The sequence below is a fragment of the Corynebacterium sp. P4-C1 genome (assembly GCF_030503595.1).
Classification (GTDB): domain Bacteria; phylum Actinomycetota; class Actinomycetes; order Mycobacteriales; family Mycobacteriaceae; genus Corynebacterium.
Window position 1 is genome coordinate 482966 of sequence record NZ_CP129966.1, and the last position, 19408, is coordinate 502373.

General features: G+C 65.2%; 18 protein-coding genes. 16 read left to right on the forward strand and 2 right to left on the reverse strand.

The genetic code is table 11. The annotated features are described in order from the left end of the window. Positions 1-17: 17 nt before the first annotated feature. Together QYR03_RS02305 and arc are read left to right on the forward strand one after the other, a co-directional pair. Positions 18-851, forward strand: a complete 834-nt coding sequence (locus QYR03_RS02305) for a tRNA (adenine-N1)-methyltransferase (protein WP_259851489.1) — start codon at positions 18-20, stop codon at positions 849-851. Between the two features lie 22 nt (positions 852-873). Next, positions 874-2373 (forward strand): proteasome ATPase, encoded by a 1500-nt coding sequence (gene arc, locus QYR03_RS02310; protein WP_301712970.1) that lies wholly within the window; start codon positions 874-876, stop codon positions 2371-2373. Positions 2374-2661: 288 nt separating this feature from the next. On the opposite strand, the gene QYR03_RS02315 is transcribed toward arc, so the two are convergent. Beyond that, complete coding sequence (locus QYR03_RS02315) at positions 2662-4065, reverse strand: PLP-dependent aminotransferase family protein (protein WP_301712969.1); 1404 nt, start codon at positions 4063-4065, stop codon at positions 2662-2664. A 72-nt stretch (positions 4066-4137) separates the two neighbouring features. Between QYR03_RS02315 and pdxS the strand changes: the two genes are divergently transcribed. The 11 genes from pdxS to QYR03_RS02370 all read left to right on the forward strand — a co-directional run bounded on the left by pdxS (position 4138) and on the right by QYR03_RS02370 (position 16377). Next, entirely contained in the window at positions 4138-5028 is an 891-nt protein-coding gene (gene pdxS / locus QYR03_RS02320) for a pyridoxal 5'-phosphate synthase lyase subunit PdxS (protein WP_301712968.1), read from the forward strand. A gap of 60 nt (positions 5029-5088) precedes the next feature. Beyond that, positions 5089-6441: a TrkH family potassium uptake protein gene (locus QYR03_RS02325; protein WP_301712967.1), complete on the forward strand. Its 1353-nt coding sequence runs from the start codon at positions 5089-5091 to the stop codon at positions 6439-6441. 34 nt (positions 6442-6475) lie between these two features. Beyond that, complete coding sequence (locus QYR03_RS02330; protein ID WP_301712966.1) at positions 6476-7123, forward strand: TrkA family potassium uptake protein; 648 nt, start codon at positions 6476-6478, stop codon at positions 7121-7123. Positions 7124-7134: 11 nt separating this feature from the next. After that, positions 7135-8634: a depupylase/deamidase Dop gene (dop, locus tag QYR03_RS02335; RefSeq protein WP_301712965.1), complete on the forward strand. Its 1500-nt coding sequence runs from the start codon at positions 7135-7137 to the stop codon at positions 8632-8634. A 19-nt stretch (positions 8635-8653) separates the two neighbouring features. Next, a complete protein-coding gene (locus QYR03_RS02340) occupies positions 8654-8845 on the forward strand; it encodes a ubiquitin-like protein Pup (RefSeq protein ID WP_301712964.1) in 192 nt (63 codons plus the stop codon). Positions 8846-8901: 56 nt separating this feature from the next. Beyond that, positions 8902-10296, forward strand: coding sequence for a Pup--protein ligase (gene pafA, locus QYR03_RS02345; protein ID WP_301712978.1), 1395 nt, complete (start codon positions 8902-8904; stop codon positions 10294-10296). Further along, complete coding sequence (locus QYR03_RS02350) at positions 10289-11242, forward strand: YafY family protein (RefSeq protein WP_301712963.1); 954 nt, start codon at positions 10289-10291, stop codon at positions 11240-11242. The genes pafA and QYR03_RS02350 overlap by 8 nt, the downstream gene beginning before the upstream one ends. Further along, entirely contained in the window at positions 11235-12194 is a 960-nt protein-coding gene (locus QYR03_RS02355; RefSeq protein ID WP_259851480.1) for a YafY family protein, read from the forward strand. The genes QYR03_RS02350 and QYR03_RS02355 overlap by 8 nt, the downstream gene beginning before the upstream one ends. A 51-nt stretch (positions 12195-12245) precedes the next feature. After that, complete coding sequence (gene tatA / locus QYR03_RS02360; RefSeq protein WP_259851479.1) at positions 12246-12536, forward strand: Sec-independent protein translocase subunit TatA; 291 nt, start codon at positions 12246-12248, stop codon at positions 12534-12536. 72 nt (positions 12537-12608) lie between these two features. Next, complete coding sequence (gene tatC, locus QYR03_RS02365; RefSeq protein ID WP_259851505.1) at positions 12609-13583, forward strand: twin-arginine translocase subunit TatC; 975 nt, start codon at positions 12609-12611, stop codon at positions 13581-13583. Between the two features lie 13 nt (positions 13584-13596). Next, positions 13597-16377: an RNA helicase gene (locus tag QYR03_RS02370; protein WP_301712962.1), complete on the forward strand. Its 2781-nt coding sequence runs from the start codon at positions 13597-13599 to the stop codon at positions 16375-16377. Here the strand turns inward: QYR03_RS02370 and QYR03_RS02375 are convergent. After that, on the reverse strand, positions 16374-16943 hold the full coding sequence (locus QYR03_RS02375) for a trypsin-like peptidase domain-containing protein (protein WP_301712961.1): 570 nt from the start codon (positions 16941-16943) through the stop codon (positions 16374-16376). The two genes, QYR03_RS02370 and QYR03_RS02375, sit on opposite strands and share 4 nt — an antisense overlap. A gap of 37 nt (positions 16944-16980) precedes the next feature. Between QYR03_RS02375 and QYR03_RS02380 the strand changes: the two genes are divergently transcribed. From QYR03_RS02380 to QYR03_RS02390, 3 genes are read left to right on the forward strand one after another with little or no spacing between them, the layout of a single operon-like run. Then, on the forward strand, positions 16981-18087 hold the full coding sequence (locus QYR03_RS02380; RefSeq protein ID WP_259851476.1) for a Xaa-Pro peptidase family protein: 1107 nt from the start codon (positions 16981-16983) through the stop codon (positions 18085-18087). Between the two features lie 19 nt (positions 18088-18106). After that, positions 18107-18841 (forward strand): SDR family oxidoreductase, encoded by a 735-nt coding sequence (locus QYR03_RS02385; protein WP_301712960.1) that lies wholly within the window; start codon positions 18107-18109, stop codon positions 18839-18841. Positions 18842-18868: 27 nt separating this feature from the next. Then, positions 18869-19387, forward strand: coding sequence for an FxsA family protein (locus QYR03_RS02390; protein ID WP_259851474.1), 519 nt, complete (start codon positions 18869-18871; stop codon positions 19385-19387). Positions 19388-19408: the final 21 nt, after the last annotated feature.

Sequence of the window (19408 nt, forward strand, 5' to 3'; positions counted from 1 at the left end):
CACCACTCAGGAGAGCGATGTATTCAGGCCCTTTCCAACCCGGCGACAAAGTCCAGCTGACGGACGCGAAGCGCCGTCATTTCACCATCGAGCTCACCCCTGGCGGGCAATTCCACACGCACAAGGGGATCGTCGACCACGACGCGATCATTGGGGCGGATGAGGGCAGCGTGGTCAAGTCGACGCTGGGTGCGGACTTTCTCTGCTTCCGCCACCTCCTCGTGGACCATGTGCTGTCGATGCCCCGCGGCGCAGCGGTGATCTACCCGAAAGATGCGGGACAAATCCTCGTCGAGGGAGACATCTTCATGGGGGCCCGGGTGCTGGAGGCCGGTGCCGGGTCGGGGGCGCTGACGATGTCGCTGCTGCGTGCCGTCGGCCCGACCGGCCATGTCTTCTCCTACGAGATCCGCGACGACCACTTGGCGTACGCGCGCGACAACGTCTCCGAATATTTCGGCGGCGAACCCGACTGGTGGACACCGAAGCTCGGCGATTTCGGCGCGATCACCACCGAGGAGCTCGGCGGTCCCGTCGACCGCGTCATCCTGGACATGGTGGAGCCTTGGCACTTCATCGACACTGTCAAAGACGTGCTCATTCCAGGTGGGGTGTTCATGACGTACGTGGCCACGGTGCCGCAGCTGATGAATATCGTAGAGACGATCCGCGAGGCGAAGTGCTTCACCGAGCCGCGCTCATGGGAGACTTTGCTGCGCGAATGGAAGGTCGAGGGCCTGGCCACCCGCCCGGAGCACCGCATGAACGCGCACACCGCGTTCCTCGTCTGGACGCGCAGGCTCGCTGACGGGGTGACGCCGCCCCGCCCGCAGCGGCGCGCCCGTCGGTAGGCGGGGGATAAGCTGGAAAGCTATGACCCAGATCCAACCGGACCCTGCTGAACTGAAAGCGCAGAACCGTGCTCTGTCAGCGCGCAACAAGCAGCTCGCGGAGCTGCTGAAGGTGTCGCGCGACAAACTGAAGGATCTGCACGCCCAAGTTGAGGCGCTGGGGGAGCCAGCGTCGACGTACGGGATCTACCTCGGCCCGGCGCGCCGTGGGCAGGAGGCAGAAGTGTTCACTTCTGGGCGCCGCATGCGGCTGTGCGTGTCTCCGGCTGTGGAACCGGGAACGCTGGTGCCGGGCGGCGTCGTCAGGCTAGGTGAGGGTTCCGTCGTCGTTGAGGCCTGCGGGTATGCCAAGACGGGGCAGATTGCCACGTTGTCCGAGCGGATCGGGCACGACCGTGCGATCGTCGCGGACATGCAGGGTGCCGAGCAGGTCGTGCACCTGACGCAACCGTTGCAGGACAAGGCCCGGGCTGGCGACACCCTCCTCATCGACGCGAAAGCGGGCTATGCGTTCGAACGCATCCCGAAGACCGAGGTCAACCAGCTCTCCCTCGAGGAAGTCCCCGACGTCACATACGACGATATTGGTGGCCTGAGCACCCAGATCGAGACCATCCGGGATTCCGTCGAACTTCCGTTCACGCAGCCGGAGCTGTACAAGGCGTACGACCTGCGGCCCCCGAAAGGCGTGCTCCTCTACGGCCCGCCGGGTTGTGGTAAGACGCTCATCGCGAAGGCAGTGGCGAATTCGCTGTCCACGCGCATCGGCGACGGCGGTTCGGCCCACTTCCTCAATGTCAAAGGCCCCGAGCTGCTGAACAAGTACGTCGGCGAGACCGAACGCCGCATCCGTCTCATCTTCGAGCGGGCTCGCGAACTGGCCGGCGAGGGGCGCCCGGTGATCATCTTCTTCGACGAGATGGAGTCCATATTCCGCACCCGCGGATCGGGCGTCTCCTCCGACATGGAGACCACCGTCGTTCCGCAGTTGCTCACGGAAATCGATGGGGTGGAGGACATCGCCAATGTCATCGTCATCGGAGCCACTAACCGGGAGGAACTCATCGACCCGGCGATTCTGCGCCCGGGCCGTTTGGACATCAAGATTCGCATCGACCGTCCGGACCGCGCCGAGGCGGGGGAGATCTTCGCGCGCTACCTCACCGACGAGGTCCCGCGCGCGGAGAGCACGGGCACGCTTATCGACGCCGCCGTCGACAAGCTCTTCGCTCCCCGCCCCTTCGTGAAGCTCACTCTGGTGGACGGCTCTTCGGAGACCCTGCACTACGCCGACTTCGTGTCGGGTGCGATGATCGCGAATATCGTCGACCGGGCGAAGAAATTGGCCATCAAGGACGAGATCAAAGGCGTTGGAGCTGGTGTGAGCGCCGAGCATTTGCGTGCGGCTGTGCGTGCCGAGCAGGACGAGAGCGAGGATATGCCCAACGTCTCCAACCCCGATGAGTGGGCACGGATCACGGGCCGGACCGGCAAGCGTGTCGTCGCTGCTGAGGTGTTGTAGCCGAGATCGCGCCGAGTCAGGACCCAGTTCGGTGCCAGAAAGGTCCCACCAAAACCTAATATCGAATTCGTAGACAAAACAAAATGGTATCCCTGGTGTTGTGGAGCAAGTCTAAAGCCGAGCCGGCTGAGGACGGTAGCAGCTGAATTCGTCTACCCGCCCGGGCACCTCGTCCGGAGCACGAAAAGGAGGTAGTCATGAACGCCAAGAAGATTTCCACCGGTCTCGTCGCAGGTCTGCTGACCGCGTCCCTCGCCGTTGCGCCGCACGCATCCGCTCAGGATACGGCTAGATGCCGCTGCTCATGATCTCTAGGACCTGGTTGAAGTCAGGTTCGGAGAGGTGGGCGAAACTCACGATGAGGCCGTCGTCGCGCCCTGACCACAGGGTGTCGAGGCGGCCGCTTTCTATACCGTGGGCAGCTAGTGCGCGGGCGTAGCGGTCGCGGTCTGCGGGGGAGTCGAAGGCGACGGCGAGGTCGACTCCATTTGAGCCCTCCATCTCAGTGACTACCGCACCTCGTGCGGTGAGGGCCGGGACGATCTTGGCGGCGACGATGCTGCGTCGTTTAGCCAGCCGGTTGTGCACGGCCTTTGTGTTGCGGCGTACATGCCCATTGCGCAGCAGGTGGGCGATGGCGAGCTGGGTGACAGCGGCCACGGGCATGCCGAGCACTGCGCGGGTCTGCCGGATATTTTCGGCGAGCGGCGAGGACGTCGCCACATAACCCGCTGCGACTGCTCTGTTCAGCAGAGTCGTAAACGTGCCCAGCGTGACCACCTGCGCGCCGGTGCCCAGAGCAGCGAGTGGCGGAAGCGGGGTGGTGCGGTAGCGGAGCTCGGCGTTGAAGTCGTCCTCGATGATGACGGTTCCGTTCGTGCTGGCCCATTCAAGTAGCGTGCTCCGCCGGGAAGCAGGCATGGAGGCGCCGAGCGGGTACTGGTAGGACGGGGTGACCAGAAGGGCGTCCAGATCCTCCGGTAAGGCATGGACATCTACGCCCGCGTCATCGACGGCGCACGGAACCATCTTGTGGCCCGTGAGGGGAATGACGTTGCGCAGGCCCGGGTGGCCGGGGTCTTCCACGCCGACGCGGAGCGTGCGCCCTTGCGCCACCGCCATCAGGACCAGCAGCAAGCCCTCGCGTGTCCCGCCTGTCACGACGACATCATGCTTATCGACGCCCAGCCCCCGCCCCATCCTCAAGTGCTCCGCGATAGCGTCCCTCAGTTCCGTTTGGCCTGATGCCTCGGTGACGATTCCTGGCTCCGACGCCGCCTCGCGCCAGGCCTGCCGCCACGCAGCGGGTCGAATCGCCCCAGCATGTCCCGAAGACGGTTTCAAGGAAATCGTCGGCCTGGCAGCGGGGCGCTGGCGGGCGCCGGAAGTCGGACGTGCTTTTTGGGGGTGCCGGTCCGGTTTTGGGGCGCGTGGATCGGGGGCAGTGCCCGCCAGTGCGGGGTTGACTCGGGTGGGCGCGCCTTGGCTAGCGGTGAGGTAACCCTCGCTGATCAGCTGGTCGTACGCGGTGACGACAGTGCCACGGGAGACTCCTGCTCGGCGCGCGAGCTCGCGGGTGGAGGGGACCTCGTCGCCGGGGCGCAGCGTGCCGGTGGAGATCGCGGACCGGAGGGATGAAGCGACCTGTGCGGTGAGGGGGATGGGGATGGAGCGGGAGACATCAATAAGCAATGCAACTGGTCCAAAGAATTAGTGTTGTACTGGCTCTTGGAATCTACCAGTACGGGGCCGAGGCTGGGGAGCATGACTTTCACAACCAATTTGTCCAAAGCAGAACTGACAGAGACGTTCAAGGGCGGGGTGATCATGGATGTGGTCACCGCGGAGCAGGCGGCCATCGCGGCAGAAGCCGGCGCGGTCGCGGTGATGGCGTTGGAGCGCGTTCCCGCCGATATCCGCGCACAGGGCGGTGTGGCGCGCATGTCCGACCCGGACCTGATCGAGGGGATCCTCGGCGCGGTGGACGTGCCCGTGATGGCGAAGGCGCGTATCGGGCACACCGTCGAGGCACAGGTGTTGCAGCACTTAGGTGTGCACTACGTCGACGAGTCGGAGGTGCTGAGTCCCGCGGACTACGTCAACCACATCGACAAGCGCGCCTTCGACGTGCCGTTTGTGTGCGGCGCGACGAATCTGGGCGAAGCCTTGCGGCGCATCAACGAAGGCGCCGCCATGATCCGCTCCAAGGGCGAGGCCGGCACAGGCGATGTCTCCGAAGCAACCAAGCACCTGCGCACCATCACCTCCGAGATCGCCGGGCTGCAGGCGCTGTGGAACGGCAACCGCGACGAGCTCTACGTGGCGGCGAAGGAACTGCGGGCACCCTACGAGCTGGTCGTGTCCGTTGCGGAGCACGGGCGGCTGCCTGTGCCGCTGTTTGTGGCCGGTGGTGTGGCCACCCCAGCGGACGCCGCGCTGATGATGCAGCTCGGTGCGGACGGGGTGTTCGTGGGGTCGGGCATCTTCAAGTCGGGCAAGCCCGCCGAGCGCGCCGCGGCAGTCGTCGCTGCGACGAAGCATTACGACGACGTCGCCGCTGTCACGGAAGCCTCCCGCGGATTGGGGGAGGCGATGGTCGGAATCAATGTGGCTGACCTGCCTGCCCCGCACCGTCTGGCAGAGCGCGGCTGGTAAATCTTTCTCCGTGCCCGGAAAAACCGGCGATGGGCGCTGCACTGTGTATTCTTGGCACCCGTGAATCAAGCGCCCCTCAACGGGCTTTTCAGCCCAGCACGACTCACCGTCGCTGGTTTTCTCCTGCTCATTCTTCTCGGAACCGGTGCGCTCATGTTGCCGATCTCTGCTGTCGGCGACGAATGGACCCCGTTCCTCCCAGCCTTTTTCACTGCCACGTCGGCGGTGTCGTTGACCGGCCTGGTTGTCGAAGACACCGGCACCTACTGGAAGCCGTTCGGCCAGGCAGTGATCCTGCTCCTCATCCAGCTCGGCGGTATGGGCATCATGTCGCTGGCGTCGTTGTCGGGGATGATCATCACCGGCAAGGTGAGTCTGCGCGCACGCCGCACGGGCGCGGCCGAAGGGCGCCCGATGGCCGCCGGCGGTGTGCGCCGGACCCTCATTTTCACGCTGCTTTTCACTGTGACAGCGGAAACAGCGATCGCGGTGGTGCTGACGCTACGGTTCTTCTTCGGCTATCACCATTCCTTCGGCCGCTCTGTGTGGGAAGGGGTGTTCCACGCGGTTTCGGCGTTCAACAACGCCGGTTTCAGCACTGAGAGCGCCAACTTGGTGCCTTTCGCGGCGGACGGGTGGATCCTGCTGCCTATCGCCGCGGCGTTGATCGGCGGCGGTATTGGCTACCCAGTGTGGGCCGAGGTGGCTTCCCGGGTGCGGCACCGGACGTCGCGCGCACGGAAGTTGTCGTTGACGGCTCGGATGACATTCGTCATGACGGCGGTGTTCCTCGCCGGCGGCATGGTCTTCATCGCCTTCGCGGAGTGGAACGGTTTGCTCGGGTCCATGCCGGTGTGGCAGAAGCTCCTCAACGCGTTCTTCTCGGGTGCGACACCGCGTACTGCCGGTTTCAACTCGGTCGATTACGGCGACGCGCACCCGATCACCCTCATGGGCACTGACTTGCTGATGTTCGTCGGCGGTGGTTCCGCCGGCACAGCCGGCGGCATCAAGGTGACAACGGCGGCGGTTCTCATCGCCGCGATGGCGTCGGAGTTCCAGGGCCGTGAGGAGACTACTGCGGGCAAACGGAGTATCCCGGATAGCGTCGGCAGGCAAGCTCTGGCGTTGACCTTCGCGGGAGCAGTTCTGGTGACGTCAGGCGTGGCCGCCTTGCGGATTTTCGACCCAGCACTCACCGGCGACCAAATCGCGTTCGAGGTGTTCTCGGCTTTCGGTACGGCGGGCCTCTCAACAGGAATCACGGCGTCGTTGTCGCCGCCGTCGCAGGTGGTTTTGTGCCTGCTCATGTACTTGGGGCGCATCGGTTCGGTTACTCTCGTAGCTGCGTTGGCGTCGAATTCGGTGAACCGCCGTTTCAGTTACCCAGAAGAAAGGCCTTTCATTGGTTAAGCCATTTCGTGGATCCAAGCCGAAGTGGTCCCACATGAACATCACTCCGGTCATGGTCATCGGCCTCGGACGTTTCGGTGTGTCCCTGGCGTCTGAGCTGACAGCCAACGGCGTCGAGGTACTCGGCATCGATGTTGACGCGAAGCTCGTCAAGGAGCATGCCGCCCAACTCACCGAAGCCGTTGTCGCGGACGCGACCGATCCGGAGGCTCTGGCGCAACTGGGCTTGGAGGACATCAAGCACGTGGTACTCGCTGTGGGAACCAATCTTGAGTCGTCGATCCTCACCGCGTCGAACTTGATCGAAGCGGGAGTGCCGGATGTGTGGGCGAAGGCGGACTCGGAGTCGCACGGACGCATCCTGAAGCAGCTCGGCGTCCACCACGTCGTGCACCCGGAGCGAGACACGGGTCGCCGCGTCGCGCACCTGCTGGGCGGCAAGTTCCGCGAGTTCGCGGAAATCGCACCGGGCTATTCGGTGACGAGCATGAGCGCTCCCTCCGCGCTGGTCGGTCACCCCCTGGACGTCGACACCCTGTGCCGCGAACGGGGAGTGCAGATCATCGCTCTGCGCGGAGCGGACGGCGATTTCCACCCGGTTGCGCCGCAGACAGTTCTTGCGCCTTCGGACATCATCATCGCCGGCGGCAGCCCCAACGCACTTGAGGCACTGAACCGCTAGGCTTGCCTCCCATGACGCGTTTCATGGGCACCGAGACGGAATACGGCATCACCACCCCGGACGACCTGGCTCTCAGTCCGATCGTCAGCTCGACGCACGCGGTGGTGGCTTACGCGGCGATGAACACCGCGGCGCGGGCGCGCTGGGACTACCAGGATGAGCATCCGCTCAAGGACAGCCGCGGCTTCGACTTGAAGCGCTACCAAACCGTCCCGGTGGTCGCTCCGAACGCGATCGGGGTGGCCAATGTGGTCACCTCCAACGGTGCGCGCTTCTACGTCGATCACGCTCACCCGGAGTATTCCTCGCCGGAGGTTCCGGACGCGTACAGTGCGATGGTCTACGACGCGGCGGGCGACGTGGTGCTCCGCCAAGCGGCGGATCGTGTCGCGCAGCTCTACGGCGAGGGAGTGTCCGTCCTGCAGGGGCATGAGCCGTGCCCGTCGCTGAAAATCTACAAGAACAACGTCGACGGCAAAGGCGCCTCCTACGGTTCGCACGAGAATTACCAGTACTCCCGCAGCACACCGTTCGAGGACATCGCGGCGGGGCTCATCCCGTTCTTCGTCACCCGCCAGATCTTCGCGGGCGCCGGCCGCGTGGGCATCGGGGAAGCGGGCGAGCAGGACGGCTTCCAGATCTCTCAGCGCGCAGACTATTTCTTCCAGGAGGTTTCGCTGGAGACGACGCTGAACCGCGGCATCATCAACACCCGCGACGAGCCCCACGCCGACGCGGCGCAGTTCGGTCGCTTGCACGTCATTGTCGGGGACGCGAACATGTCCCAGTTCGCGAATTTCCTGAAGCTCGGAACAACGAAGCTCGTTCTCGACGCGATCGAGGCCGGCGTCGACTTCAGCGACTTGCGCCTGAAGAATCCGGTCGAGGAGCTGAAGGCGACATCACGCGACCTCACGCTCACCCACGAGCTTTCGCTTATCGACGGCCGCCCCATCACCCCCATCTCCCTCCAGCGGGAGTACCTGGAGCGGGTGAGGGTAAAGGGGGACGTCGATAAGCGTGCGCTCGAACTGTGGCGTGAGGTGCTGGACGACCTGGAACGCGACCCGCTGTCGACGTCGGACCGTTTGGACTGGACAGCGAAATACGCCCTGATCAAGGGGTACGTGGACCGCGGCGTGCCGTGGGGCGACGCGAAGCTGAAAGCGGTGGACCTGCAGTACGCGGATATCGACCCGGAGAAGTCCCTGTACCACGCCCTCGTTCGGGCGGGGCGGATGCGCACGCTGGCCACAGAGGAGGAGATCGCTCGCGCGGCGGCGGCCCCGCCGGAGACATCGCGCGCGTATTTTCGCGGACGCGTGGCCTCCGAGTTCGGCGAGGACGTGATCGCGTCGAGCTGGCAGTCCATCCAGTTCGACACGTCGGACGGGCCGCGCACGGTGCCGCTGAACGCCGTAGATGGGTTCACCAAGGACGCCGTCGGCGAGCTGCTTGACACGGTGTCCGGCGTCGACGAGCTCGTCGCGGCCCTGGTGGACGGAAAATAGGGGAAAGTAGGGTAGAAGTATGGCTTCGAATCAGATCAACATCACAGGCGGCGGCGACGAACCCGACAACACGTCGGATGGTGCCCAGAAGGCCGGCCAGGTGAATGTGAACACCACAGGAACCGACGACCTTCTCGACGAAATCGACTCGCTGCTGGACACCAACGCCGAGGAGTTCGTCCGCTCCTACGTGCAAAAGGGCGGCCAGTAGTGCCGGGAGATGCCGCGGCAGACCCGAGGACTCCCACGGTCTATCCGCGCCGGATCATGGGGGTGGAGACCGAATTCGGGCTCACCGCCATCCGTGACGGTGCCGCCGTCCTTCGGCCGGAAGAAATCGCTCGCTACCTGTTCCGCCCGGTGGTCGCGCAGTACAAAAGCACGAATATTTTCACGGACAACGCCGCGCGACTCTACCTCGATGTCGGCGCACACCCAGAGTACGCCACCGCGGAATGCGACTCCTTGACGCAGCTGCTCAACCATGACAAAGCCGGTGAGCTACTCTTTAACGATCTCGCGGTCGAAGCGCAGAAGGCACTCGCGGCCGAAGGCATCGGCGGGGACGTCTACCTGTTCAAGAACAACGTCGACTCCGCCGGGAACTCGTACGGTACACACGAGAATTACTTGATCAGCCGCGAATTGTCTTTGAAGCACTTCGGCAAGCGGCTACTGCCATTCCTGATCACGCGCCAACTGCTGTGCGGCGCCGGGATGATCAACAAGGACGGGCAGTTCGTGCTGTCCCAGCGCGCAGACCAGGTGTGGGAGGGAGTCTCGTCGGCAACGACGAGGACCCGGCCGATCATCAACACCCGCGACGAGCCCCACGGCGATTCCAGCCGCTTCCGCCGCATGCATGTCATCGTGGGCGATTCGAATATGGCGGAGCCGACCTTCGCGCTCAAGATCGGGTCGACGCAGCTGGTCATTGAGATGCTCGAGGCGGAGTGGGACATCCCGGCGTTCGACATTGCCGACCCGATCAAGCACATCAAGGAGATCTCGCTCGACCCGAGCGGCCGGACACCGCTGGAGCTCAAAGACGGATCCACGGTCACGGCGCTTGAAGTGCAGCAGGCGGTCCATACCGCAGCCGTCGCCTGGCTGGGCCAGCGCCCGGACGAGGGCACGCCCAACAGCGAGCTCTCCCGGGTGGTGGAGCTGTGGGGCCGGGTGCTGGGGTGCGTCGATAAGCAGGATTTCGCCGCTGTTTCCCGCGAGATCGACTGGGTGATCAAGCGCGATGTGCTCGAACGCTACCGTGCACGTCTCGACGGCGACTGGGGGCACCCGAAGCTCGCGCAGATCGACCTCGCGTACCACGACATCAACCGCAACCGGGGCTTGTTCTACCTGCTCCAGCGCAAAGGCCTCGTCGAACGCTGGACCACCGACGACGCGATCGCAAACGCCGTGCACACCGCCCCGCGGACCACTCGCGCGGCGCTGCGCGCCGATTTCCTCGCGCACGCACGCGAGCTGGGAGCCCGCTACACCGTCGATTGGGTGCACCTGAAAGTCGACCGGCCGGAACCGCAGACCGTAGACCTGCAAGATCCCTTCGCCACGTCCGACGCGCGCGTGGATGATCTGCTTAGCTATATGGAGAACAACCGCGAGCACTTGAACGACGCGCAGGGAGGGATCCGTGGCTGAGCAGACAGGCGTTGTGGAGAGATTGACGAACCTCACCTTCGCCCTGCTCGGGTCGTCGAAACCGCGCGAATACGAATGGGTACGCACTCACGTCGATGGCTACCGCGACCGCACCGACATCGCCTTGTCGCGCATCCTGAGCCGCGACGTGCGCTCCCTGCGCCGGGCGGGCGTCCCGGCGCGCATGGAGAACGGTCTGATCTGGGTGGACAAGGATGTCTACGAGCTTCCGCCGATCTCATTCACAGACGAGGAAGCTTTCGTGCTGGGGCTCGCAGGGGACCTGGGCACGGCGGGCAGCCTGGGCGCATTCGCACGGTCCGGGTGGACGAAGATCGCCGCGGGCGGCGCCACCCGCACCTTCGACGCTCCGCCGATCGCGGCGCTGGACAACGATATTTCGCGCCTCGACGCCGAAACCGTCACGGGCGTCACCGCCTGCGTGCGCTCGAACACGCGCATGAGCTTCACATACCGTCCTTCGCCGACAGCGGAGCCGCAGACCCGCACCATGGACCCGTGGGGGATCATCGCCCTGAACAACCGCGCTTACGTGGTCGGTTACGACGTCGAGCGCGCCGCCGAGCGCAGTTTCCGCGCTGTCCGCGTGAGCAATGTGCGCAAGGTCAAGGCCCATGATTTCCACCATCCCGACCGCCCGCTGCAGCAGGTCGTCGAGGATTCCTTGCGCGGGCCCGTCGTCGACGCGGTTGTCACCGTCGACCCGGGCACTGCGCACGAACTCGTGGCGGCAGGCACTGTGCGTGACGACGGCACCACAGTGACCCTGAGCGGCGTCGAACGCGATTGGCTCGTGCGCACGGCCGCTAGTTTCGCCCCTCACGCCGTGGTGCAGGAACCAGCCGATGTCCGGGAGGATGTGGCCGCTTTGCTGCGCGCCGCGTCGGGAAACGGGGCAGGAGAGAAGGAGGCCAGCCATGGTTGACGCGCGTAAAGACAGCCCGGAGAAGCTTTCCGCCCTCGTGCGCGCTTTGAATCTGATCCCGTACCTGCACCAGCACCCGCATTCAACGCCGATGGAGATCGCCCGCGACCTCGGGCACTCGCCGGCTGAGGTGATGGAGGATCTGCGTCGGCTGCAATTGTCGGGGGTGGGCAGCGGACCCGGGGAACTCATCGACCTCGCCGCCGAGTGGACTGGCGTCACCGTGATCGACGACCAGGGCCTGAACACCCCGTTGCGCCTCACGCCGACAGAGGCGAATGCCTTGCTGCTCACCCTCGAATCGCTGGAGACCATGCCGGGGCTCGTCGACCAGCACGCCGTGACCTCCGCGGCCCAGAAGCTCCGCGACGTGATGCGGTCGGTGGGAGTGCCCGATTCGGAGCAGCCGCAGCCGGCGGGTTCGGCGGAGATCGTTTCGCAGGCCCTCAAGCAGCGCCGCATGCTCGAGCTGACTTACTACTCAGCGACATCGGACACGGTCCGCACGCGCACGGTGGCGCCGATGGGATTGTTTCACCGCGACGGCAACACCTACCTGTCCGCGTTCGAGGACGGCGCGCCCAAGACGTTCCGCCTGGATAGGATCAGCGAGGCATCGCTTCTTGACGCCCCCTCGACCCCCTCACCCCACGTCACCTATAACGCCGATGACCCCTTCGGTTTCCGCCAGGCCAATATCGCGGAACTGAGCATCGCCACCGAGGCGACCTGGCTCGCCGACTATTGGCAGATCGACCTTGCCGACGGGAAAGACGGGGAAGACAGGGAAGAGGGCGACGGCTGGGTGCACGCGACTATGCCGTACGGCAGCGACGATTGGCTGATCCGTTTCTGCCTCAGCCAAGCCGACCGCGTGAAGGTGCTCTCACCCCCGCACATCGCCGCCGAGATTGCCGCTCGTGGTTCCGCGGGCCTCGGGCGTTATGCTTGAATGACGCTGTAAGCTCATCAGAGCTTCCACACACTTCTGAAAGGACGTCCAATGTCTGTCGGACCATGGGAAATCCTCCTCGTCTTGCTGGTCATTCTGCTCCTGTTCGGCGCTTCGAAGCTGCCGGAGCTGGCGCGGTCCGTGGGCCGTTCGGCCCGCATCTTCAAGTCCGAGGTCAACGAGATGCAGAACGACGGCAAGCAGCAGGCTTCGGCCGACGCCCCGCAGCGCGAGATCACCCAGGGGCCGGCGAACCAGGCTCAGCAGAGTGTCGAGCAGGGTTTCTGGAACCAGCCGCAGAACCAGCAGCCGAACCAGCCGGGCACGAACCCGAACGCCTAGCCGCACCCCGTGGGACAACCAGTTTCAACCAAGCGGCCGAAGCTGCGGGGGAAGCGCGACTCGGAGGGCATCATGTCCCTCACGGAGCATCTCCAGGAGCTCCGGCGGCGTGTGATCATTTCGTTGCTGTCGATTTTGGCCGGCACCATCATCGGCTTCATGTGGTATCAGTGGGCGCCTGGCCCCGTTATGCCGCTCGGCGAGATCATCCGTCGCCCGTACTGTTCGCTTCCCGCGGAACTCCGCGCTGACTTGACCTCTGACGGGTCGTGCCGTCTTATCGCGACGACCCCGTTCGAGATGTTCATGCTGCGCATTAAGGTCGGTTTCCTCGCAGGTCTGGTGTTTTCTTCGCCTGTGTGGCTGTACCAGATTTGGGCGTTCATCACGCCGGGCTTGCACAAGAACGAGCGGCGGTGGACGCTCAGCTTCGTCAGCGCGGCTGTCACACTGTTCGTGGCCGGAGCAGTGATCGCATATTTCATCGTCGACCAGGGCCTGTACATCCTGATGTCCATCGGCCAGGAGTACCAGATCGCGGCGTTGTCGGGTCAGCAGTACTACAGCTTCGTTTTGGCGCTCATCGTGATCTTCGGCGTCAGTTTCGAGGTCCCGCTGGTGATCATCATGCTCAACCTGGCGGGGTTGCTGCGCTACGACCAGGTGAAGGACAAGCGCAGGATCATTATTGTGGCGCTGTTCATCTTTGCCGCCGTGATCACTCCGGGTCAGGACCCGTTCTCGATGATCGTGCTCGCGTTGTCGCTGACCCTTTTGGTGGAGCTCGCGTTCCAGTTCTGCCGGATCCACGACAAGCGCGCAGGAAAGCGCACCAGCGAATGGGCGTCGCTTGACGACGACCAAGCCTCCGGCCCCATCGACGCCCCCGCCCCGATCGGCGCCGCCTCGGACCTGGGCACCGCGAGCAGAATTGCCCCTCCCGCGTCGATCGGGAACCCCACCGGTGTGGAAAGTGGAACCGGTGTGGGGGATGCGTCGATAAGCGGGCGTGCTGATGCCCCGAACTACTTCGACGACGTGCTCTGACGCTTAAGTTAGGGTGGTGGGCATGCACCTCGATGAGTTCCGCGCGCGCAAACCTTTCCCGCTCGACGATTTCCAGATCGAAGCGTGCGAGGCCGTCGAGGCTGACCGGGGCGTGCTTGTCTGCGCACCCACAGGATCCGGCAAGACCGTCGTCGGGGAATTCGCCGTGTCGCTCGCCCTGTCGCGCGGTACGAAATGCTTCTACACCACGCCAATCAAGGCGTTGAGCAACCAGAAGTACCACGACCTCGTCGACGAGCACGGCGAGGACGCTGTGGGGCTGCTCACCGGTGACACCAGTATCAACGGCAACGCCGAGATCGTGGTCATGACCACCGAGGTCCTGCGCAACATGATCTACGCGGAGTCGCCGGCCCTCGACCGGTTGTCGCACGTCGTGATGGACGAGATCCACTACCTCGCGGACCGCGACCGCGGTGCGGTGTGGGAGGAAATCATCCTGAATCTGGACGAGTCGGCGCGCATCATCGGCCTGTCGGCCACGGTGTCCAACTCCGAGGAGTTCGGCGAATGGCTCGACGAGGTCCGCGGCGACACCGATGTCATCGTCTCCGAGAAGCGTCCGGTCCCGCTGAACCAGTTCATGATGGTGCAGCGCACAATCATGCCACTGTTCGAGCCCGGCACCGACCGGGTCAACCGCGACTTGGAGCGCACCATCGAGCGCCTCGAATCCGGTGCCGATGAGGGACGCCGCGATTTCGAGGAGGGCCGCGGTTTTCGTTCCCGCGCAAGCGGACGCCGCAGCGGCGAGCGCCGCCCCCAGGACCGTGTGCGTCCCGTCGGGCGACCGGAAGTGGTGGAAGCTCTGAGGGGCCGCGACATGCTGCCGGCGATCGTCTTCATCTTCTCCCGCGCGGGCTGCGACGGTGCCCTGTTCCAGTGCCTTCGCTCGCGCAAAGAACTGACCACCCGCGACGAAGCCGAACGCATCAAAGAGATCGCCGATGCGGGTGTGGAGGGCATTCCGGAGGAAGACCTCGAAGTGCTCAACTACCGCCAACTGCGCACCGCGTGGTCCCGCGGCTTCGCGGCACACCATGCGGGCATGCTGCCGGCGTTCAAGCACATCGTCGAGCAGCTCTTTGTGGAGGGACTCGTGCGTGTCGTCTTCGCCACAGAGACACTGGCGCTGGGCATCAACATGCCGGCGCGCACCGTCGTGCTGGAGAAGATGGTCAAGTTCAACGGTGACGCGCACGTCGATCTCACTCCCGGCCAGTACACGCAGCTCACCGGCCGTGCGGGGCGCCGTGGCATCGACTCGATCGGCAACGCCGTCGTGCAGTGGGCGCCGGCGATGGATCCGCGCCAGGTCGCCGGTCTCGCCTCCACCCGCACGTACCCGTTGATCTCCCTGTTCACCCCCGGGTACAACATGGCGATCAACATGCTGCAGATGAACGGCTTCGAGGACTCGATCCGCCTCATCGAGAAGTCCTTCGCCCAGTTCCAGACCGACCGCAGCGTCGTCGGGGAGGTGAGGAAGATCGAGAGGCAGAAGGCGAGCGTCGACAAGCTGCGCGCCGAGCTGGATGCCGCGGTGACGGAACTCGGTTTCGGGGACATGAACGTTGACACTGACGGTGCCCCAGACGGTGACATCGCCGAGCAACTCGTCGACTACACCCGTCTTCGCCGCGACCTCGCCGACGAGGAGAAGAAGGCGAAGAAGAACTCCATTGAGGAGCGCCACAAGGAGATCCAGAAGGTGCTCGGCCGCCTGCAGGTGGGCGAAGTCATTGCGTTGCCGTCGAAGCGCCGCCCGGAGCTCGCCGCTGTGGTGGCGCCTGCCGGCCGTAAGGACGACCCGAGGCCGTGGATCACCACAGAACGCGGCTGGTCGGGGCGTATCGACGCCGCCTCCTTCGGCAACGTTCCCGTCGTCGTTGGCCGGATCAAGGTCCCGCGGGATGTCTCGCACAAGCCGCGCCGGCACACGCGCCGAGTTGTGCAGCAGCTCAGCCGCGGACAGTTCCGCGCGCCGAAGAACTTGAAGGAAAAGGCGAGGACGCGGACGTCGAAAAGCGTGCTGCAACTTCGCGACGCCATCCGCGCCCACCCCGTCCACTCCTGGCCCCCGGCGGAACGCGAACGGCTCGCCCGCCTCGGCGAGGACCTCGTGCGGGAGGAACGCGCGCTCGGGCGTGCGCAGGCCAGCGTCGACACGCAGACTGACACGCTGGGCCGGATGTTCGAGCGCATCATCGGGCTACTGACTGAGATGGACTACGTCGAGCTTGTCGACGGCGAACCCACCGTCACCGAAGAAGGCGAACGTCTCGCCCGCATCCACAATGTGTCCGACTTGCTCGTCGCGCAGTGTTTGAAGCGCGGAATCTGGGACGAGCTCGACCCGGCGGAGCTCGCCGGTGTGGCATCCATGTGCGTCTTCGAGAACCGCAAGGCGACCGGCGGGTATCCGGAAGCCGCCACCGACCGCATGGCCGACGCAATGAACGATACCCAGCGCATTTACAGTGAGCTGGCCAGCGACGAGCAGCGCCACCGTCTTCCGCCGACGGCGATGCCGGATCCCGGATTCGCGCTTTCGCTGCACCAGTGGGCCGCCGGAGCGCCCTTGGGCTACGCTCTCGCCGCGGCCGCCGAGTCCGGCGCGGAGCTGACCCCCGGTGATTTCGTCCGCTCGTGCCGCCAAGTCATCGACCTGCTCGAGCAGATCGTGCAGACCGGCTACTCCGACGACATCAAGCACAACGCCCGCCGTGCGGTGGAGGCTATCCGCCGAGGCGTGGTGGCTATCGGCAACTAGGTCCGGAGGCGCTCCGCCAGTTCGCGGCGGAGCGCCTCCGGCAGGAGATTGACCACCGCGAAGTGCGAATTGAGGCCGAACGGGTCGACAATGAGCGACTGGACCCCCGCCACCTTGCCGCCGGCGAGGACCGGACCGCCTGAGTCTCCCTTGAGCGCCGGAGTGCGGTTGAACACGATTCCAGCGGGGCGAACGAGCGAGCCCGTGCGGGAGACCGCCACGGGCAGGGACATCACCCAAAATCCGTCGCGCGATTGCAGCCGCTTGGCGCGTCCGCCGTACCCGAGCGTGACCGTCGGATCGCCCACGCTGGGCGTCTCTCCGAGTTCAGGGAAATCTGCACCTTCGAGGTGCCTGAACGGCCGGATGCGCACCACAGCAATGTCGGTCCCGGCGACGGGTGCGACCGTGCGGATCGTGCGGATCTTCGTCCCTTGGCGCACCGTCACCCCGTCAGGGTGGTTGCGGAAGAAGTGGTTGCAGGTTAGCACCGTGTCCGGCGCGAGGAGAGCGCCGCTGCAGTAGGCGCTGCCGGAGCTAAGGCGGACGAGCGCGTCTGGGAACATGAACCCGATCGTAGGGGAGAAGTTCTAGCATGAGGCCATGACTGATCTTCCCCAGACATTTCCTCAAGATGTCTACGCCGCCCGGTTGTCGCGGGTGCAGCGTCACATCCGTGCTAAAGGTCTCGGTGCCGCCGTGATCGGCGCTGGTCCGGAGTTGGCGTACCTGACCGGGTCATGGACGGCCTCCCACGAGCGGCTGACCGCGCTGGTCGTCCCACCGAAGGGGGACGCGCGCCTGTTCGCCCCGGCCACCGACGCGGCGGCGCTGCGCGGCGTCGGTAAACTGCGCGGGATCCAACTGGTCACGTGGCGCGACGGCGAGAACCCTTATGCCCTCGTGGAACGCGCCTGCGGCGGCGGCACGGTGGCGGTGGGGACATCGCTGACCGCCGACCATGTGCTGCGGCTGCAGGACGCGTGCGGGGAGCTCCACCTCGCCACTGATCTGCTCGCCGACGCATTCATGATCAAAGGCCCCGAAGAAGTCGAGCAGCTCGCTTTCGCCGCGGCTGCCATCGACCGTGTCCACGCCGCCGTACCGGAGCTGCTGCGCCCTGGCCGCACGGAGCGTGAGATCGCGCAAGAGCTCAACGCTCTTATCCGCCGGGAGCACTCCCGGGTCGACTTCATCATCGTTGGCTCAGGACCGAACGGCGCGGACCCGCACCACGACTATTCCGATCGCGTGCTGGAAGACGGAGATCCCGTGGTCGTGGATCTGGGCGGTACGGTCGGCGCCGGTTACCACTCGGACTGCACACGCACCTACGTTGTCGGGGGCGTGGAGACAGCCACCGACGACTTCACGCGCGCCTACGGCACCTTACGCCGCGCCCAGGACGACGCGGTGGCCGCGGCGCGGCCCGGGATGACTGCGGGCGACCTCGATGCTGTAGCGCGCGGACGCATCAACGAGGCAGGGTACGGCACCTACTTCAGCCACCGCCTCGGCCACGGAATCGGGCTCGGACTGCACGAGGAGCCGTTCATCATCGCCCGCAACGACACCGTGCTGCAACCGGGGATGACCTTCTCCATCGAGCCGGGGATCTACGTTCCGGGCGCATGGGGCATGCGGATCGAAGATATCGTCGTGCTCGAAGACGACGGTGCGCGCCGCCTGAACACGGCAGCGATCGCGTGACGCACGATAATCTTGCGGCATGATTTCTACGGCGAAAGACGATGGCACGATCCTGCTGCTCGGCGGCACCAGCGACATCGGTGGGGAAGTGGCGGTGCGCATCTGCGCCGGACGCCACGTCGTGCTGGCGGGGAGGAACCCGGGGGCACTGGGAGGCGTCGAGAAGCGAATGCGTGAGGCGGGCGCGGCGAGCGTGCGCACGGTCGAGTTCGACGCGGCCGACCTAGCCTCGCACCGCGCCGTCGTCGAGGCGGCCGGCAACGTGACCACGGCGATCGTGGCGTTCGGCATCCTCGGCGACCAGGCCCGCGCCGAACACGACGAAGAGCACGCCGCGCACATCGCCGTCGTCGATTACACGGCGCAAGTCAGCATGCTCACAGTGCTTGCCGACGTCATGTCCCACGGCCACATCTTCGCCTTCTCATCCATCGCCGGCTGGCGCCCACGGCGGGCGAATTATGTCTACGGCTCCACCAAGGCTGGTCTCGACGCCTTTTGCCAAGGACTCGCCGACCGCCTCCACGGCACCGACGTGGCACTGATCACCGCGCGCCCCGGTTTCGTCATCGGATCCATGACTGAGGGCATGAGGCCCGCGCCGCTGTCCGTCACCCCGGACGTGGTTGCCGACGCTGTCGTGGGGGCGATGGGCAAAGGCAGCCGGACGGTTTGGATCCCACGCACACTGCAGCTGCTGGCCTGGGTGATGCGGTGCGTCCCGCGCCCCGTTTGGCGCCGCATGCCCCGGTAAGCGCGCGCCGGCAGGTAGTCTGTGCGCATGCTGATTCTCGCTTATTTCCTGATCGAAGCCCTCGCCTTCTGGGGAGTGAGCCAGCTCATCGGCGTCGGCTGGGCGCTGCTGGGTATTTTCATCCTGATGGTCGTCGGTGCGCTGGCCGCCTCGCCCGCGCTGCGCTCCGAACTCGAGCGCGCCTCCTCCGGAGCCGGTTCCGTCGGGCAGTTCGCCGGCGGGACCGCCCTCGTCGCTGCGGGCTGGGCGTTGGCGATCATCCCGGGCTACGTCTCCTCGGTGATCGGGCTGCTCCTGCTTGTGCGCCCCACGCGTGAGCTCGTGCGTAAATCCATGGCGAATTCCCTGCGCAAGCGTGTGGAGGACTTCGGCGTGCAGGTCTACGATGTTTCCCCCATGAAGCGCCGCAGCGCCTCCTACGGCACCTTCGCCCCGGGCGATGTCATTGACGCAGAACCAGATACTGCGCCGGCTCCCAGCGACGAAGAGATCGAGAACTGGTCCCGCAACGCCCGCCCCGAAGATTTCGGAGATGACCGGAAGTGACAGCTGCTGTTTTCCCTGACA

Excerpts from the sequence above, each read along its gene's own strand:
- QYR03_RS02305 (WP_259851489.1), top strand. The coding sequence starts at position 18 with ATGTATTCAGGCCCTTTCCAACCCGGCGACAAAGTCCAGCTGACGGAC.
- arc (WP_301712970.1), top strand. The coding sequence starts at position 874 with ATGACCCAGATCCAACCGGACCCTGCTGAACTGAAAGCGCAGAACCGT.
- pdxS (WP_301712968.1), top strand. The coding sequence starts at position 4,138 with ATGACTTTCACAACCAATTTGTCCAAAGCAGAACTGACAGAGACGTTC.
- QYR03_RS02330 (WP_301712966.1), top strand. The coding sequence starts at position 6,476 with ATGAACATCACTCCGGTCATGGTCATCGGCCTCGGACGTTTCGGTGTG.
- dop (WP_301712965.1), top strand. The coding sequence starts at position 7,135 with ATGACGCGTTTCATGGGCACCGAGACGGAATACGGCATCACCACCCCG.
- QYR03_RS02340 (WP_301712964.1), top strand. The coding sequence starts at position 8,654 with ATGGCTTCGAATCAGATCAACATCACAGGCGGCGGCGACGAACCCGAC.
- pafA (WP_301712978.1), top strand. The coding sequence starts at position 8,902 with ATGGGGGTGGAGACCGAATTCGGGCTCACCGCCATCCGTGACGGTGCC.
- QYR03_RS02355 (WP_259851480.1), top strand. The coding sequence starts at position 11,235 with ATGGTTGACGCGCGTAAAGACAGCCCGGAGAAGCTTTCCGCCCTCGTG.
- tatA (WP_259851479.1), top strand. The coding sequence starts at position 12,246 with ATGTCTGTCGGACCATGGGAAATCCTCCTCGTCTTGCTGGTCATTCTG.
- tatC (WP_259851505.1), top strand. The coding sequence starts at position 12,609 with ATGTCCCTCACGGAGCATCTCCAGGAGCTCCGGCGGCGTGTGATCATT.
- QYR03_RS02375 (WP_301712961.1), bottom strand. The coding sequence starts at position 16,943 with ATGTTCCCAGACGCGCTCGTCCGCCTTAGCTCCGGCAGCGCCTACTGC.
- QYR03_RS02380 (WP_259851476.1), top strand. The coding sequence starts at position 16,981 with ATGACTGATCTTCCCCAGACATTTCCTCAAGATGTCTACGCCGCCCGG.
- QYR03_RS02385 (WP_301712960.1), top strand. The coding sequence starts at position 18,107 with ATGATTTCTACGGCGAAAGACGATGGCACGATCCTGCTGCTCGGCGGC.
- QYR03_RS02390 (WP_259851474.1), top strand. The coding sequence starts at position 18,869 with ATGCTGATTCTCGCTTATTTCCTGATCGAAGCCCTCGCCTTCTGGGGA.